The following is a 16076-nucleotide window of genomic DNA, read 5'->3' on the forward strand; positions in this document are numbered from 1 at the left end:
TAAGTTTTTAGCATTTTTACCCGCTTAGTTCCGGTATAAAAATTTTAATACATTCAGCAAAACAGATTGTTTTCTTTCGTTATAATAAGGCACTTGAATGCGCTGACGCCCGGACTGGACCTGCTTTCTGATGCTGGAAATAAAAAATATCGCCTGCCTGCGGGATGAACGAACCCTTTTTACCCACTTATCGTTTGCGGTACAGCCCGGCGAGATTATTCAAATTTCAGGCCCCAACGGCGCGGGAAAAACCTCGTTATTACATCTCTTAACCGGGTTATCGACGCCAGAAGAAGGGGAAATTCTCTGGCAGGGCAAACCGCTGCGGCGCATTCGCGATGGCTGGCATGCGCAGCTCTTGTGGCTCGGTCATCAGGTAGGGGTTAAAGGGGCGCTAACGGCGGACGAAAATCTGCGCTTTTACCATCCTGAGGCGACCATTGAGGCGCGCTGGCAGGCGCTGGCGCAGGTTGAGCTGGTGGGCTTTGAGGATGTTCCGGTAGCGCAACTCTCTGCCGGGCAACAGCGGCGCGTCGCGCTCGCGAGGCTTTGGCTCAGCCGCGCGACGTTCTGGATTTTAGATGAACCTTTCACCGCGCTCGATGTGGCTGGCGTGCAAACGCTGACCACCCGGCTGGAGCAGCACGTCGGCCAGGGCGGTGCGGTCATCCTGACCACCCATCAACCCCTGCGCCCGCTCTGCGTTCCCTTACGCACGATTATGTTGAGCGACGATGAGGCGGTCGCGGCATGATCAAGCAGATATTCTGGCGCGACCTGCGCCTCGCCTTTCGCAATTACGCCGAAATTATCAACCCGCTGTGGTTTTTCCTGATTATTATCACCCTGTTTCCCCTCAGTATCGGCCCCGAACCGCAGCTGCTCCGGCAGATTGCGCCGGGCATTGTCTGGGTGGCCGCGTTACTCTCTTCGCTGCTGGCAATGGACCGGCTGTTTCGCGATGACTGGCTGGATGGCTCGCTGCAGCAACTGATGCTGATGCCGGTGCCGCTGTCGCTGGTGGTGCTGGCAAAAATCGCGGCGCATTGGGTGGTCTCCGGACTGCCGCTGCTGATAATCTCTCCGCTGATCGCTATGTTATTCGGACTTTCGACGGCGGAGTGGCAGGTGCTGGCCTTGACGCTGTTAATGGGCACGCCAACGCTGAGCTTTATTGGCGCCATCGGCGTGGGGCTGACCGTCGGCCTGCGGCGCGGCGGCGTATTGCTGAGCCTGCTGGTGCTGCCGCTGATGATTCCGTTACTGATTTTCGCCACCGCCGCCGTGGGCGCGGCGCAGATGCAGTTGCCGGTTGACGGCTATATGGCCATTCTTGGCGCCTTTCTGGCGGGAAGCGCCACCTTAAGTCCGTTTGCTACCGCGGCGGCACTCAGAATTAGCGTGCAATAATTCCCGTTCCCTCGGGGCAATGAGGCAAAGAAAATGTGGAAAGTGTTACATCAACTCGCCATTCCAGAGCGCCTGTATAGCGTATGCGGACGATTCATTCCGCTAATGGCTATCCTCAGCGCGCTGTTTCTGGTGGTGGGCTGCGTCTGGGGATTTGTTTTCGCCCCGGCAGATTATCAACAGGGCGAAAGCTATCGCATCATGTATCTGCACGTCCCGGCGGCGATGTGGTCGATGGGGATTTACGGCTCAATGGCCGTGACCGCTTTTGTCGGCCTGGTCTGGCAGATGAAAATGGCGGATAAAGCGGTGATGGCGATGGCGCTGCCAGGCGCGGTTTACACCTTTATTGCGCTGGTGACCGGTTCCGCGTGGGGAAAACCGATGTGGGGAACCTGGTGGGTCTGGGATGCGCGTCTGACATCTGAACTGGTCCTGCTGTTTTTATACGTCGGGGTGATTGGCCTGTATCACGCTTTTGACGATCGCCGGCTGGCCGGGCGCGCCGCCGGGATATTGGTGCTGGTCGGGGTGGTCAACCTGCCGATTATTCATTATTCCGTGGAGTGGTGGAACACCCTGCATCAGGGCTCGACCAATATGCAGAAAACCATCGACCCGTCGATGCGCATGCCGTTGCGTTTAACCATTTTCGGTTTCTTATTCCTCTTTATTACTCTGACATTAATGCGTATGCGTAATTTAATTCTGTTGCAGGAGCGCCGCCGCCCGTGGGTCGTGGCGCTGGCTGGCGCAAGTAAGCGTGAGGAGAACTCATGACCCGCGCTTTTCACTCCTGGAGCGATTTCTGGCAGATGGGCGGCTACGCCTTTTATGTCTGGCTGGCGGTTGCAGTGACGGTCATCGCGCTGCTGATTTTGTTCATCCACACCCGCTGGCAGCGCCGGGCGCTACTGGCGGATATACGCCGGCAGATGGCGCGCGAGCGCCGGGTATCGGCGGCGCGTAAGCAAAGCTCAATGAAGGGAGATGCGTTGTGAATCCTCGGCGTAAAGTACGTCTCTGGCTCGCCTGCGGAGTGATTGGGGGGCTGGCGCTGACCGTTGGTCTGGTGATGTATGCATTAAGCTCCAATATCGATCTCTTCTATACACCGGGCGAAGTGATATACGGCAAACGGGAAAATGGCCAGAAGCCAGAGCCGGGGCAGCGTCTACGTATCGGCGGCATGGTGATGCCCGGCAGCGTGAAGCGTGACGATAAAACCCTCGATGTGACCTTCAAACTCTATGATGCCCGCGGCGTCGTCGAGGTGAGCTATACCGGGATCCTGCCGGCGTTGTTCCGCGAAGGGCAAGGGGTCGTAGCACAGGGGACGCTGCAGGACGGGACGCATATCCGCGCGAAGGAAGTGCTGGCGAAACACGATGAAAATTACACCCCTCCGGAAGTGAAAGAAGCGATGGAAGAGAATCATCATCCCGCTGAGAAGCCGCAGGGAGCCGCGCAATGATTCCTGAAATCGGCCTCTTCCTGCTGTGCCTGGCGCTGGGCATTTCCTGCCTGCTGGCGCTATTTCCCTCCTGGGGCGCGATGCGGCAGGATGCGCGGATGATGGCGCTGGCGAAGCCGCTGTCGGTAGCGATGTTTGCCGCCATCCTCGGGGCGTTTCTCATTCTGGTGTACGCCTTTGTGGTGAATGACTTCACCGTTCTGTATGTCGTCAGTAACTCGAATACGCTGCTGCCGGTGTGGTATCGCGTAGCGGCGACCTGGGGGGCCCACGAGGGATCGTTGCTGCTGTGGGTATTGCTGATGAGCGGCTGGACCTGCGCGGTCGCGGCCCTGAGCCGTAATATTCCGCTGGAAGCCTCTTCGCGGGTGCTGGCTGTGATGGGGATGATCTCTTTCTGCTTTCTGGCGTTTATCCTGCTGACCTCAAATCCCTTCGTGCGCACGCTACCTGATTTCCCCATCGAGGGGCGCGATCTGAACCCGATGCTGCAGGATATCGGGCTGATCTTCCACCCGCCGATGCTGTACATGGGCTATGTGGGTTTCTCCGTGGCCTTCGCTTTCGCCATTGCGTCGCTGATGACCGGGCGTCTTGATAGCGCGTGGGCGCGCTGGTCGCGCCCGTGGACGCTGGCGGCGTGGAGCTTTCTGACGGTCGGTATCGTGCTGGGGTCGGCGTGGGCCTATTATGAGCTCGGCTGGGGCGGCTGGTGGTTCTGGGATCCGGTAGAAAACGCCTCCCTGATGCCGTGGCTGGCGGGAACCGCGCTGATTCACTCGCTGTCGGTCACCGAAAAGCGCGGCAGCTTTAAATCCTGGACCGTGCTGCTGGCGATTCTGGCGTTCTCGCTGTGCCTGCTGGGCACCTTCCTGGTGCGTTCCGGGGTACTGATTTCCGTACACTCCTTCGCTTCCGATCCCACGCGCGGCATGTTTATTCTGGCGCTGTTGGTGATCACTATCGGCGGTTCGCTGCTGTTATTCGCCATCAAAGGCGGCAAGGTACGTTCCCGGGTGCGTCACGAACTGTGGTCGCGCGAGTCGCTGCTGCTGGGCAACAATGTGCTGCTGATTGCCGCCATGCTGGTGGTACTGCTGGGGACGCTGTTACCGCTGATACACAAGCTACTGGGGCTAGGCAGCATTTCTATTGGCGAGCCGTTCTTTAATTCCCTCTTTATTGCGCTGATGATCCCGTTCTCGCTGCTGCTTGGCATCGGGCCGCTGGTGCGCTGGCGTCGCGATGAATTCCACAAGCTGCGTAAGCGGCTGCTGATTGCCGCGTTGGTCTCTATCGTGCTGGCTGTCGTACTGCCATGGCTGATGCAGGATCGTGTTAAAGCCATGACCGTGGTTGGCCTGCTGATGTCGCTGTGGGCATTCGTGCTTACCGTGATGGAAGTGGTGGAGCGCGCCACCGACCGCCACCCCTTCTGGCGCGGGCTGACCCGCCTCGGACGCAGCCACTGGGGAATGGTCGCCGGCCACGTAGGGCTGGTGGTCACCGTCATTGGCATCGCCTTCAGTCAGAATTACAGCATCGAACGTGACGTGCGGATGAAGCCGGGCGATAGCGTCGATATCCACCAGTATCACTTTGTGTTCCGTGACGTGCGGGATATCACCGGGCCGAACTACTTCGGCGGTGAAGGGGTGATCGAAGTTTCTCAAAATGGCCGTCACGTGAGTACGCTGCGGGCGGAAAAACGCATTTACAGCAGCAGCCGGATGGAGATGACCGAAGCCGCCATCGACGGCGGGCTGGTACGCGACCTGTACGCCGCGCTGGGTGAAGAGCTGGCCGACGGTAGCTGGGCGGTGCGCTTGTACTATAAACCTTTTGTTCGCTGGATCTGGTTCGGCGGGATGTTAATGGCGTTTGGCGGCGTGCTGTGCATTCTGGACCCACGTTACCGCTTACGTAAATCACTGCCGGAGAACGCGTGATGAACCGCAAAGTCTTATATTTACCGCTGGCTATCTTCCTGATTCTGGCGGCGGCGCTGATGTGGCAACTGATGCGCAATAGCGACGGGGACGATCCTACCGTGCTTGAATCAGCGCTGGTGGGTAAACCTCTGCCGGATTTCCGCCTGGCGTCGCTGGAAAAACCGGATGTCATGCTGGATCCCTCTAACATTATCAATGGTAAACCGGTGCTGATTAACGTCTGGGCCACCTGGTGCCCCACCTGTCGGGCGGAGCATCAGTATTTGCGCTCCCTGGCGGCGCAGGGCATTCGCATCGTTGGCATCAACTATAAAGACGATCGCCAGAAAGCGGTGAACTGGCTGCACGAATTGGGCAACCCGTATGCGCTGGGGGTGTTTGACGGCGACGGTATGCTGGGGCTGGATCTTGGCGTGTATGGCGCGCCGGAAACTTTCCTCATCGACGGCAAAGGCATTATCCGCTACCGCCATGCCGGCGATGTGAACGAGCGAGTCTGGCAGCAGGAGATTCTGCCGCTGTGGAATAAATACAGCCAGCAGGGGGGCGCGTGAAATATCTGCTCATCACTTTACTGACGGCGCTGCTCTCGTTTCAGGCGCTGGCGGCGATTGATACCTATCCATTTAAAGATGAAGCCCAGGAGCAGCAGTTCCGCCAGTTGACCGAACAGCTGCGCTGCCCGAAATGCCAGAACAACAGTATTGCCGATTCGAACTCGATGATTGCCGCCGACATGCGCAAAAAGGTCTGGCAATTGATGGAACAGGGGCAAAGCAATCAGCAAATCACCGATTACATGGTGGCGCGCTACGGCAACTTCGTGACCTACGAACCGCCGGTGACCCCCGCGACGATTATCCTCTGGCTGCTGCCGGCTTGTTTTGTTGTGGGCGGCGCGCTGGTGATTTTTCGTTTAAGCCGTCGCTCACGGGCTGAACGCATCAGCGAGCTGAGCGCGCAGGAACAGGAACGCCTAAAGGCGCTGCTTGATGACAATAAAAGGACCCTGAAATGATTGTCGCTTTGCTCATCATGTTGGTTTTACTGCTGGGAACCGCGGCGCTGCTGTTTATCCCGTGGAGCGGCAGACAGCGCGTTGACCGCAATACCATGAACCATATGATTTATCGAGCGCGCCTGCAGGAGCTTGATGAGGACATTTCAGCGGTGAACGCGGCGCAGCAACAGCAGCTGGTTGACGATTTACGCTTGAATTTATTGGAAGATTTGCCCGAATCTGCCGAAACGAATCACAAAAATAGTAGTTATTGGGTGTATATTCTTGGGGTTATTATACTAACCTCTTTATGCGTAGGGGTTTTTATCCGAACGAGTTACATGACTCGCGTGGTTGAGTGGCAGCAAGTCGTCCAGCAAACGCCGCAGCTGATGCAGCGGGTGATGGATCCGCAGGGCAAACCGTTGTCGGAAGAAGAGCTGTTTCGACTGGCGCTGGGGTTACGTACCCGCCTGCAGCAATACCCGGCCGACCAGCTAAGCTGGACGATGCTCGGCAGGCTGCAACTGGTGCTCAATAATCCAGGCGCCGCGTTACAGGCGTTTGATAAGGCGCGACAGCTGGCGCCAGGCAACGCCGATGCGCAACTGGGATATACCGAAGCGTTACTTCACTCTACGGACCCCAACGATAGCCGTGAAGCCCAGCAACTGCTCGATACGTTGCTGAAGAATAACCATAACGATGTACGGGTGCTTAGCCTGGCGGCGTTTAACGCCTTTGAGCACCAGCAGTATGACAAAGCGATCGCGGCGTGGCAGCTGATGCTGCAACTGTTACCGGCGGATGATACTCAGCGAGAAATTATCATTCGTAGTATTGACCGCGCGAAAAAAGAACAAGCCGCTACACTGAAATAATTAAAATAACGTGAGTATTGCTCGAAGGCATATTGGATTTGCAATGGGTTATCGCTCTGAAATCACAGGATAATCACCCCCGGCTGATTATCCTGGCTCCGAAAATCTCCATAAATACAGTTGGATTAGAAGGTGAGTGCAATCGTTATAGATTTATTTATATAACGATTGCCATCTGGCAGGGACTTTTGCGTCTTTCATTTAGGAAAAGGGTTAAATAATAAGATGAGTAAACTTTCACTGGAACGCTCTGGTAGGCGAAAAATTATATTTATCGCCTTGCTGGTTGGGATCATTATTGGCGTGGTATTGCTGGCTGGTACCGCGACTATTATGCATAAAACCAGCGATACCGAATTTTGTGTGTCGTGTCATACCATGCAGCAGCCTCTGGCGGAATATCAGGGCAGCGTGCATTTCCAGAACGATAAAGGTATTCGCGCCGAGTGCGCCGATTGCCACGTTCCTCATCAGCCGATCGATTATATGCTGACCAAAATTGGCGCCCTGAAAGATGTCTGGGGTGAAATGACCGGCAAAATCGACACCCCGGAAAAATACGAGGCGCATAAACTGGCGATGGCCCAGAGCGTCTGGGATGGGTTGAAGAAGAGCGATTCGGCGACCTGCCGTTCCTGCCACGACTATAAAGCGATGGATATTCTGGCGCAAACCCCTGAAGCCCGTAAGCAGCACCCGGTGGCGATCAAAGAGGGCGAAACCTGCATCGACTGCCATAAAGGCGTGGCGCATATTCTGCCGAACATGAGCGGCCTGGCGGCGGCAGGGGCCAGCGAGCTTGCTAACGCGGCGGCGAAAACCCCGGCGACCGCGACCACCCTTTACACCATTCAGACCCAGCCGTTCTGGCTGAGCGAGAAAGCAGGCGACCATAACGACGGTAACCTGATGGCCTCCACTGAAGTGAAAGTGGTGAAGCGTGAAGGCGACATGGTGCTGGCGGATGTTCATGGCTGGCAACAGGATGGCGTCACCGAAGCCTTCTACGCCGCGCGCGGCAAACGCATTATGAGCGCGCTGCTGGGCGAAGAGGCCCGCAAAGCGTTAAAAGTGTCTGGCTCCGTTACCGATGAAGAGACCAAACAGGTCTGGCATGAAGTCGATCTGCAGGTCTGGCTGCCGGCGAAAAATCTGATTGGCGATCAGCAAAAAATCTGGAGTTACGCTTCTGAATTAATGGCTAACAACTGTACCGGCTGTCATGGCCTGACCGAGTTGAATCGCTTTAACGCCAACCAGTGGATTGGGGTGGTTAAAGGTATGTCCGGCCGTACTTCACTGACTCAGGAACAGGTTCGTCTCCTGACCCAGTATGTACAAAAACATGCGAGCGACATGCCAGCAGCGGCCAATCAGGACAAACAATAAGGAGCCATGATGAAAAAGAATAACGATTATGACATGGCGGATCAGAGCCAGGAACCCGGTATGAATCTGACGCGTCGCCGTTTTCTGGCTGGCGCCAGCGCCCTGATGGCGGCGCCGCTGCTGGCGGGGCTGTGGCCGCGTTCGGCGCTGGCGGAGGCCATCAGCCAGGCGATGCCGCAGTTTATCGCATTGCGCCAGGCGGAAAGCGGGATTCTCACCGGCGCCCACTGGGGCGCGTTTGAAGCCATCGTTCGCGACGGCAAAATGGTTGACGTTCGCCCAATAAAAGACGATCCGTATCCCAACGAACTGATTACTATGGCGCCGTATCAGGTTCACGCCGAAAACCGGATTAAATATCCGATGGTGCGTAAAAGCTGGTTAGAAGGCGGGGCGAAAAACAGTAAGCCAGAGCTGCGCGGCCGCGATGAGTGGGTCCGCGTCAGCTGGGATAAAGCCCTGCATCTGGTGGCGGGTGAAATCAGCCGTCTGCAAAAAGAGCATGGCCCATCATCTATTTATGCCGGTTCTTACGGCTGGAAAAGCGTCGGGATGTTCCATAACCCAAGAACGCTGCTGCAGCGCATGATGAACCTGGCGGGCGGCTTTGTCGGCTATTCCGGTGACTACTCCACCGGCGCGGCGCAGGTGATTATGCCGCACGTGGTCGGCTCTGTTGAAGTTTACGAACAGCAGACCGCGTGGCCAAACGTGATTGATAACAGCGAGCTGGTGGTGATGATCGGTTGTAACCCCATGATCACGCTGAAAAACAGCTGGAACCTGCCGGATCACGTCGGCCAGACGGGCTTTGAAGCGCTGAAGAAAAAGGGCACCCGGATGATCTGTATCGACCCGGTGCGCAGCGACAGCGCGCGTGAGTTAGGCGCCGAGTGGATCGCCCCGCGCAGCTACACCGACTGCGCGCTGATGGCGGGGGTGGCCCATACGCTGCTGGCTGAAAATCTGCATAACCCTGATTTCCTGAAAACCTACACCGTAGGGTTCGATAAATTTGAAGCTTACCTGAACGGTAAAAAAGATGGCGTCGTTAAGGATGCCAACTGGGCTGCGGATATCAGCGGCGTTGATGCTGAGACTATCAAGCAGCTGGCGCGAGATATGGCGAAGCATCGCACCATGATCATGGGCGGCTGGGGCATTCAGCGTCAGCATCATGGCGAACAAGCTCACTGGATGATGGTGACGCTGGCGGCGATGCTGGGGCAGATTGGCCTGCCCGGCGGCGGTTTCGGCTTTAGCTATCACTACTCTTCCGGCGGTAGCCCAACCGCGCGCGGCGGTATTCTGGCGGGGATCTCCGCCGGTAGCCCAACGTCGCCGGCGGCGAAAGATATTACGCCGTTCCCTGTGGCGCGCATCGCCGATGCGCTGGCGAACCCAGGCAAGACCATCGACTATAACGGCACGAAAGTCACCTATCCGGATATTAAAATGGTGTACGTGGCGGGCGGTAACACCTTCCACCAGCATCAGGATACCAACAACCTGGTGAAAGCCTGGCAGCATCCGGAAACCGTGGTGGTGAACGAACCGTACTGGACGGCGACGGCGAAACACGCGGACATCGTACTGCCGGTGACCACCACCTACGAGCGTAACGATATGGACATGGGCGGCGACTATTCGCAGCTTTATGTCTTCCCGCTGCGCCAGTGCGTACCGCCGCAGAACGAAGCGAAAAACGACTTTGATGTCTTTGCGGGGATTTCCGAGATCCTTGGGGTGCATGAAGCCTTTACCGAAGGCAAAGATGAGATGCTGTGGTTGAAGGGCATGTATGACGAGATGAAAGCCCAGGCGCGCAACGCCCGCGTGGCGCTGCCGCCGTTTGATATGTTCTGGGCTTCCAATAACTACATTCGCTTCCCGATCCCGCAAGAGAACACCCAGTGGGTGCGTTTCGCCGATTTCCGCGAGAACCCGCTGCTCAACCCGCTGGGGACGCCGTCAGGGAAAATCGAGATCTACTCTGACGCCATCGCCAAAATGGGCTACGAGGACTGTAAAGCGATTCCAACCTGGATGCCGCCGCACGAGTGGTATCGCGGGCCGGAAGCCGAGAAATATCCGCTGTCGCTCAATACCGGTCACCCGATTAACCGTCTGCACTCTCAGCTCGATAATACGCCGCTGCGCAAGAAATACGCGGTAGCCGATCGCGAAGCCATCTGGATCCATCCGAAAGATGCGAGCGCGCGCGGCATCAGCGAAGGCGATCTGGTTCGCGCCTTTAACGATCGCGGGCAGATCCTGGTCGGAGCGGTGATTACCGATAACGTTCGCGAAGGCGTGGTGCGCATCAGCGAAGGGGCATGGTTTGATCCGGCCGATCCGTCACAGCCGGGATCGCTGTGTAAAAACGGTAACGTCAACTGTCTGACCTTTGACGTGGGCTCCTCCAGCCTGGCGCAGGGGAACTGTGGCCAGATGTCGCAGCTGCAGATCGAGAAGTACACCGGACCGGCGCTGAAAAACACCGCGCATGATGTGCCGGTAGGCGCGTAACCCGCAGCTGACGTTTGAAAGACAAAACGGACACTTCCGTGAGGGAGTGTCCGTTTATCTGGTGAAAGTGAATATATTCGCGGCATCGCTAATTCCACAACGTCTTATTTCCTGTACTGCATGAGCCTGGCTTTTGGGTGTATACCTAAATGTATGCCAATCGCTTCGCTTAAAACCCTTTCAGTAGGATTTACCCAGCTCATCGGAAAGCTTGTTGAGTTCATCCTGAATGTGTTTACGTCGCTGTTTCAGCAGTAAGCGGGTTGGAATAATGCGCTCGATAATTGTCGGCTTCTTATATATATACTCTGTAACGAGCTTTTTAATATCTTCCTCTGACCAACCGTCCATCACCGGCGTTGGGTTGTAGAGAAGATTTGACTGGAGGGCAGGGGCAACTTCCTCATCCAGAATCACAAAGATCTCTTCCCGGCTTAAACCAGACTCCTTTAACTTCTGCGCCATCCATCGGTAATCGTAGTCCTGGAGTTCGCGCCCGGTAAACAGCTCCGATAATGCGTGCCAGACAGGAACGCGGGTCATCAGTTGAGCTTCTGTTAGTTGCATATTAGTTTCTCCCCTGTGGTGAAACATATAAGGTTCCAAACAGAAGGTCTGTTCCGACCGATGCGAGAATTCCGCCCACTAATGCTGCAACACCAATACAAACAGGCGCAGTTGCCGCACAAACACCTGTTGCGACCACTGCAGCTCCGGCTCCCCATCCTCCGGCAACACCAGCAGCGGCTATCGCACCTTGATGCATCGTTTCGGTGGTTTTATCTTCCGCTTGATAGATTTCGTAAGCGGCGACAGCTAAAGAGACAAAGAGGACACGCTTACCGGCCATACCCAAGGTTTTAGCGATTCCCGATACTGCGCCCCTGTCACGTCCAGCCGAGTGGATCATTTCTTTAAAGATTGTGGCCTGCTGTCTTTCCGATAGAGACTCGAAAGGTTGCTGAAACATCTTCGTAGCATAATGTTCGGTTAGGTCAGCCATCGTACGCCCCGATGGTTTTAACTTTTTCGCGTAGGCTCTACCGACAGGGCTGTTTCTTAGCCGTGAAAGATCCAGAATTTCGTTACGCATCTGAGAGGCTAATGTGGCGGCTTCTCTGGGAGACATTTTCCCGCTTCCAACTGATTGAACAAACTCGGCGGACATGTTTTGAATATCACGTAGATATTGCACTCTAACACGGGAGTCCTGAATACAATGCGCGGCAAAGTTTGATGCCGTTCCTTGCAGCGAGGCCAGAGCAGCAGAAAAGGCTCTCTGATCATTCTGCAGTGCTCCAGCGACAGCAGGGTATGTGAATCCCACTCAGCACCTCATCATTACTAATAGATAGGTTCCTAATGATACTTATGGTCTGTTTTTTTGCTAAGTGAACTCTATATGATTTCTGAAACGAAACCGGCAATTCGGAGTTCCCTTAGTTACTGCAACTAAGCTCCCGCTGTGTTTTGAATAGAGCTTAAAATTCTATTTTGTTTTACGGGCCATACTGTTCAATAAGTTATTTTTATTAAAATATTAAGTACATAGCAAGTGAAGTGCGAAGAGTTATCACTTCACAATGCGTATCTGACACTACAGTGTATGTCAGATACCGGAATAAACGATTGCCAGAAGTAGCGCCAGACTCACAGGACAATATTTCTCGTCGGGATAACCTGCTGCGGACATCACTGTTCCTGCAAAAAATATCTGGCCCGAATATAAACAACTCGATATTCTGAAATGCTTTGTATTTTTTGTGAACAGGAAAAAGTATGCTGAGTACATTACCCGATTTACATAGAAGTTTTGCAGAGCAACTCAAACTTAAATTTCAGTCTGATTCGCGAATTCACTCCCTTCTCGCTGGCGGCTCGATTGTTCATGGTGGGTTTGATAAATACTCCGATCTCGATTTTGTCGTTGTCGTAGACACTCTCCACTATGACGAAATCATGACGCAGCGTAGGGAGCTTGCCGGAACATTAGGCCATCTGCTCCATGCTTTTACCGGGGAACATGTCGGAGAGCCTCGCCTGCTAATATGCCTGTATGGCCCAGAACTACTTCATGTCGATCTAAAATTCGTCACTCTGGAAATGCTCACTCAACGCGTTGAGGAGCCAGCAGTGTTATTTACCCGTGATAACACTGCTCTGCAGCGACAACTGGCAAAATTTAGTGCTCACTGGCCTGATATGACGCCGGAGTGGTTTGAGTCCCGAGCCTGGATCTGGCTGCATTATGCAGTGGTTAAGTTGGGAAGGGGCGAACTCTTTGAAGCGATTGGTATGCTGTCATTCTTCCGTGAGCAGGTGCTGGGGCCAATGTTGTACCGTCGTGCCAATCTTCCGCAACGTGGGGTTCGCCGCATTGAATTCCACGGCATTGACCCTGATGGCCTGCTGACTTCCACGCTGGCAACGCACGATCATGACTCCGTCAGCATGGCCATCAGAATGGCTGTTGACGCTTATATCAATCTGCGAGCTGATGCTCTGCCTGAGAATATCGCAGATGATGCGGCTCGTTGGGCGGTTCTTGCGATGCTGAAAGCGTATTCTGAGAGGGGTTAAATCTGTACTCCGGTCGCTTATACGGCCGGAGTAAAAGTACCAGCGATCTAAATCCCAAGATTGGCTGTCGCAGTTAGTTACTACAATCCCATGCTAAAGCCAGGTTCAGGTGTCAAGAGTAAGGTCCGCTATCTAAAAACGTGACCTGCCTGTATGAGATATTTACACCATCACCACCATCATAGAGAACGTAGCCCGCTTCTTTGGATTTGGCAGATTCGATTTCTTTAACTGAGAGAGGTTTGGTTTGTCTTGGTATTGCCGGGTTTCCATAGTTTTAGGCACCTCAAAAACAATAAAGCTTTATGAGGTGCCTAAAAGGTTCGGATTTAATGAGTTCTCTTCGGACTTCGCGGGACAAATTCAAGGCACAAAAAAGCCCGCAGGGCTTGCGCCGTGCGGGCTCTTAGGACTTCATCGGATGACTCTGGTAATCACCGATGGAGAATTTTGGTGGAGCTGGCGGGAGTTGAACCCGCGTCCGAAATTCCTACATCCTCGGTACTACATGCTTAGTTTGTCTTTACATTCGCACGCCAGCTGCGGACAGACACGCCACTAACGAACTAGCCTGATTAGTTTTAGCACTTCAACCCCAGGCAGGGCATCCGCGCGATCTCTTTTGGGTTTGACCTCTCTTGATCCCCGTCCTAAGAGCGGAGGCTAGGGAGAGAGGGCTCTAAGCAGGTTATTAAGCTGCTAAAGCGTAGTTTTCGTCGTTTGCGACTATTTTTTTGCGGCTTTTTACGAGGCCAACCGCCCCTCGGCATGCACCTTGGGTTTCGCGAATCCCGTCGAATCCAGAATCAGCCCCAATGTGTACTTGAAGTATAACAGATTTGTGAAGGTGGTTACCAGCCCCCGAAGCGAGGATTCTGGCGGCATATCGAATGAAAAAGCAGCGACAACAGCAATATAGCGTGGGGCCAGGGGGAGCTGGCCCGCAGAGAGGGGGGTATTACCGCCCGGCATTCTTCATGATGCGCGCCTTATCGACCGCCCATTCACGATCTTTCACGTCGGTGCGCTTATCGTGTTGTTTCTTACCTTTCGCCACGCCGATTTTCACTTTGCACCAGGCGTTCTTCCAGTACAACGACAGGGCGACGACGGTATAACCTTCGCGGTTGATGCGGCCGTATAGCGCATCGAGCTCGCGCTGATTGAGCAGCAGCTTGCGGGTACGGGTCGGATCGCAAACGTAATGCGTGGAGGCGACCGCCATTGGCGTAAAGTTGGCGCCGAAAAGATAGGCTTCGCCATCTCTCAGAATGACATAGCTATCGCCGATGTTGGCTTTGCCGGCACGCAGAGATTTCACTTCCCAACCCTGCAGCGCGAGGCCTGCCTCGTATTCATCTTCGATAAAGTATTCGTGACGGGCGCGTTTATTCAGCGCAATGGTGGCTGATCCAGGTTTGTGGGCTTTTTTCTTAGTCATAATGTCCTGAAGTCATCGCTAGTTCTAAACATTGTTACCTCAATCCTTCCTGCGAGGCGTAATGGGCTATCTTAGCACGAGTTATGGTACAGCGTTTTTTTTAGCAGCAGATAAATGATATTATTTGTCCCGTGTTTAAATGTGGAACCTGCTATGCCTCAGATTAGCCGTACTGCGCTGGTGCCTTTCAGCGTGGAACAGATGTATCAACTCGTAAATGATGTGAAGTCCTATCCCGATTTCCTGCCTGGCTGCACCGGTAGCCGAGTGCTGGAGGCCGGGCCGACGCAAATGACGGCGGCGGTTGATGTGTCCAAGGCCGGCATCAGCAAGACTTTCACGACGCGTAATACGCTGACCGATAACCAGAGTATCCTGATGAGCCTGGTCGATGGGCCGTTCAAAAAGCTGATTGGCGGCTGGAAGTTTATTCCGCTCAGCCCGGATGCGTGCAAAATTGAGTTTCATCTCGATTTTGAGTTCACCAACAAGCTGATTGAAATGGCTTTTGGTCGCATCTTTAAAGAGCTGGCCGCCAATATGGTGCAGGCGTTCACCACGCGCGCCAAAGAGGTGTATCGTGTCGGCTAATATTGTGGTTGAAGTCGCCTATGCGTTGCCGGAAAAACAGTACCTGCAACGCGTGAAGCTGCAGGCTGGGGCAACGGTCGAGCAGGCGATTATCTCCAGCGGTATTCTGGCGCTGCGCGAAGATATCGATCTGGCGAAGAATAAAGTCGGCATCTACAGCCGTCCGGTCAAGCTGCATGACGAAGTCCATGATGGCGACCGCGTAGAGATTTATCGCCCGCTGATTGCTGACCCGAAAGAGCTGCGTCGGCAGCGAGCTGAAAAGCACGCTGAGAAATAAGCGGGAAGGCACAATTAAAAAAAGCGCTCATTGAGCGCTTTTTGCATTTCAACTGGCCTGAGATTACTTGGTCAGCGCCGGTTTGTTATCAATGTTGGTTAACACACCGCTGCTGTCGAAGGTCAGCGTCAGTGTCTGCTGGCTCACTTTCTCATGGCCCGGCTGCTGGCGGAAAACGTAGAACCAGGTGTTGCTACCAAATGGATCTGACATCATCGGCGTACCCAGCGCATAAGCAACCTGCTGTTGCGTCATGCCGACACGGATTTTTGCTACATCATTAGGTGCCAGATAGTTACCCTGGTTGATATCAGGACGGTAAACCACTCGTTCCAGAGTGGAACAGCCTGCGGTCAACATAAGGAGAACCGCTGCGGCAGCAGTCAGCGTTTTACAGCGCATAGTGATTTGATTCCTTTTTGGGCCCGAGCAATACGTGGCTCATCTGTAATATGCCGATAATAATAGACCTTTGCCCGGTTGGGAACCTTCGACTGCAGGTCTATTGGCAATTTGCTGTTCACTATGACTCTGTGAAAATCAAAAAGT

Annotated in this window: 18 protein-coding genes, 1 other RNA gene and 1 pseudogene; 14 read left to right on the forward strand and 6 right to left on the reverse strand. The window is 54.4% G+C overall.

The genetic code is table 11. The features are described from left to right. Positions 1–130 precede the first annotated feature (130 nt). From ccmA to torA, 11 genes are all read left to right on the forward strand, one after another. A complete protein-coding gene (gene ccmA, locus ABLV17_RS13875; RefSeq protein ID WP_213317226.1) occupies positions 131–754 on the forward strand; it encodes a cytochrome c biogenesis heme-transporting ATPase CcmA in 624 nt (207 codons plus the stop codon). After that, a complete protein-coding gene (gene ccmB, locus ABLV17_RS13880) occupies positions 751–1410 on the forward strand; it encodes a heme exporter protein CcmB (RefSeq protein WP_015370111.1) in 660 nt (219 codons plus the stop codon). Before ccmA ends, ccmB begins: the two co-directional genes overlap by 4 nt. Before the next feature lie 33 nt (positions 1411–1443). Then, positions 1444–2190, forward strand: a complete 747-nt coding sequence (locus tag ABLV17_RS13885) for a heme ABC transporter permease (protein ID WP_087858648.1) — start codon at positions 1444–1446, stop codon at positions 2188–2190. Beyond that, positions 2187–2411, forward strand: a complete 225-nt coding sequence (gene ccmD / locus ABLV17_RS13890; RefSeq protein WP_087858647.1) for a heme exporter protein CcmD — start codon at positions 2187–2189, stop codon at positions 2409–2411. Before ABLV17_RS13885 ends, ccmD begins: the two co-directional genes overlap by 4 nt. Further along, positions 2408–2884 (forward strand): cytochrome c maturation protein CcmE, encoded by a 477-nt coding sequence (gene ccmE / locus ABLV17_RS13895; RefSeq protein WP_015703212.1) that lies wholly within the window; start codon positions 2408–2410, stop codon positions 2882–2884. Before ccmD ends, ccmE begins: the two co-directional genes overlap by 4 nt. Next, positions 2881–4833, forward strand: coding sequence for a heme lyase CcmF/NrfE family subunit (locus ABLV17_RS13900; protein WP_348854332.1), 1953 nt, complete (start codon positions 2881–2883; stop codon positions 4831–4833). The genes ccmE and ABLV17_RS13900 overlap by 4 nt, the downstream gene beginning before the upstream one ends. Then, positions 4833–5390: a DsbE family thiol:disulfide interchange protein gene (locus ABLV17_RS13905; RefSeq protein ID WP_015370115.1), complete on the forward strand. Its 558-nt coding sequence runs from the start codon at positions 4833–4835 to the stop codon at positions 5388–5390. The genes ABLV17_RS13900 and ABLV17_RS13905 overlap by 1 nt, the downstream gene beginning before the upstream one ends. After that, complete coding sequence (locus ABLV17_RS13910) at positions 5387–5854, forward strand: cytochrome c-type biogenesis protein (protein ID WP_015370116.1); 468 nt, start codon at positions 5387–5389, stop codon at positions 5852–5854. Before ABLV17_RS13905 ends, ABLV17_RS13910 begins: the two co-directional genes overlap by 4 nt. Next, positions 5851–6717, forward strand: coding sequence for a c-type cytochrome biogenesis protein CcmI (ccmI, locus tag ABLV17_RS13915; RefSeq protein WP_316423517.1), 867 nt, complete (start codon positions 5851–5853; stop codon positions 6715–6717). Before ABLV17_RS13910 ends, ccmI begins: the two co-directional genes overlap by 4 nt. 225 nt (positions 6718–6942) lie before the next feature. After that, positions 6943–8106, forward strand: a complete 1164-nt coding sequence (locus ABLV17_RS13920) for a NapC/NirT family cytochrome c (protein ID WP_006798114.1) — start codon at positions 6943–6945, stop codon at positions 8104–8106. Positions 8107–8112: 6 nt separating this feature from the next. Next, entirely contained in the window at positions 8113–10635 is a 2523-nt protein-coding gene (gene torA / locus ABLV17_RS13925) for a trimethylamine-N-oxide reductase TorA (protein WP_348854333.1), read from the forward strand. A 180-nt stretch (positions 10636–10815) separates the two neighbouring features. Here the strand turns inward: torA and ABLV17_RS13930 are convergent, their stop codons facing one another. Next, positions 10816–11202, reverse strand: coding sequence for a hypothetical protein (locus ABLV17_RS13930; protein ID WP_271032922.1), 387 nt, complete (start codon positions 11200–11202; stop codon positions 10816–10818). A 1-nt stretch (position 11203) separates the two neighbouring features. Then, a complete protein-coding gene (locus tag ABLV17_RS13935; RefSeq protein ID WP_058675793.1) occupies positions 11204–11962 on the reverse strand; it encodes a hypothetical protein in 759 nt (252 codons plus the stop codon). A gap of 452 nt (positions 11963–12414) precedes the next feature. On the opposite strand from ABLV17_RS13935, the gene ABLV17_RS13940 reads away from it, so the two are divergent. Further along, on the forward strand, positions 12415–13215 hold the full coding sequence (locus ABLV17_RS13940) for a nucleotidyltransferase domain-containing protein (RefSeq protein ID WP_271032923.1): 801 nt from the start codon (positions 12415–12417) through the stop codon (positions 13213–13215). A 157-nt stretch (positions 13216–13372) separates the two neighbouring features. On the opposite strand, the pseudogene ABLV17_RS13945 reads toward ABLV17_RS13940, so the two are convergent. From ABLV17_RS13945 to smpB, 3 genes and pseudogenes are all read right to left on the reverse strand, one after another. After that, positions 13373–13474: pseudogene (locus ABLV17_RS13945) on the reverse strand (preprotein translocase); the annotation flags it as partial. A 192-nt stretch (positions 13475–13666) separates the two neighbouring features. Beyond that, positions 13667–14029, reverse strand: a transfer-messenger RNA (tmRNA) gene (gene ssrA / locus ABLV17_RS13950). A gap of 144 nt (positions 14030–14173) precedes the next feature. Next, the gene (smpB, locus tag ABLV17_RS13955; RefSeq protein ID WP_015370247.1) at positions 14174–14656 is read right to left on the reverse strand and encodes an SsrA-binding protein SmpB; all 483 of its coding nucleotides are present in this window, start codon (positions 14654–14656) and stop codon (positions 14174–14176) included. Positions 14657–14809: 153 nt separating this feature from the next. Here smpB and ABLV17_RS13960 point away from each other — a divergent pair, with 153 nt between their 5' ends. Together ABLV17_RS13960 and ABLV17_RS13965 are read left to right on the forward strand one after the other, a co-directional pair. Continuing rightward, a complete protein-coding gene (locus ABLV17_RS13960; RefSeq protein WP_015370248.1) occupies positions 14810–15247 on the forward strand; it encodes a type II toxin-antitoxin system RatA family toxin in 438 nt (145 codons plus the stop codon). Continuing rightward, positions 15237–15527 carry an RnfH family protein gene (locus tag ABLV17_RS13965; RefSeq protein ID WP_015370249.1) on the forward strand — a complete coding sequence of 97 codons (291 nt, stop codon included), beginning with the start codon at positions 15237–15239 and terminating at the stop codon, positions 15525–15527. Before ABLV17_RS13960 ends, ABLV17_RS13965 begins: the two co-directional genes overlap by 11 nt. A gap of 63 nt (positions 15528–15590) precedes the next feature. On the opposite strand, the gene bamE is transcribed toward ABLV17_RS13965, so the two are convergent. Then, complete coding sequence (gene bamE, locus ABLV17_RS13970) at positions 15591–15929, reverse strand: outer membrane protein assembly factor BamE (RefSeq protein WP_020078157.1); 339 nt, start codon at positions 15927–15929, stop codon at positions 15591–15593. Positions 15930–16076 lie beyond the last annotated feature (147 nt).

The sequence above is a fragment of the Klebsiella sp. CN_Kp091 genome (genome assembly GCF_040065095.1).
In the GTDB taxonomy this organism is placed as follows: Bacteria; Pseudomonadota; Gammaproteobacteria; order Enterobacterales; family Enterobacteriaceae; genus Klebsiella; species Klebsiella aerogenes.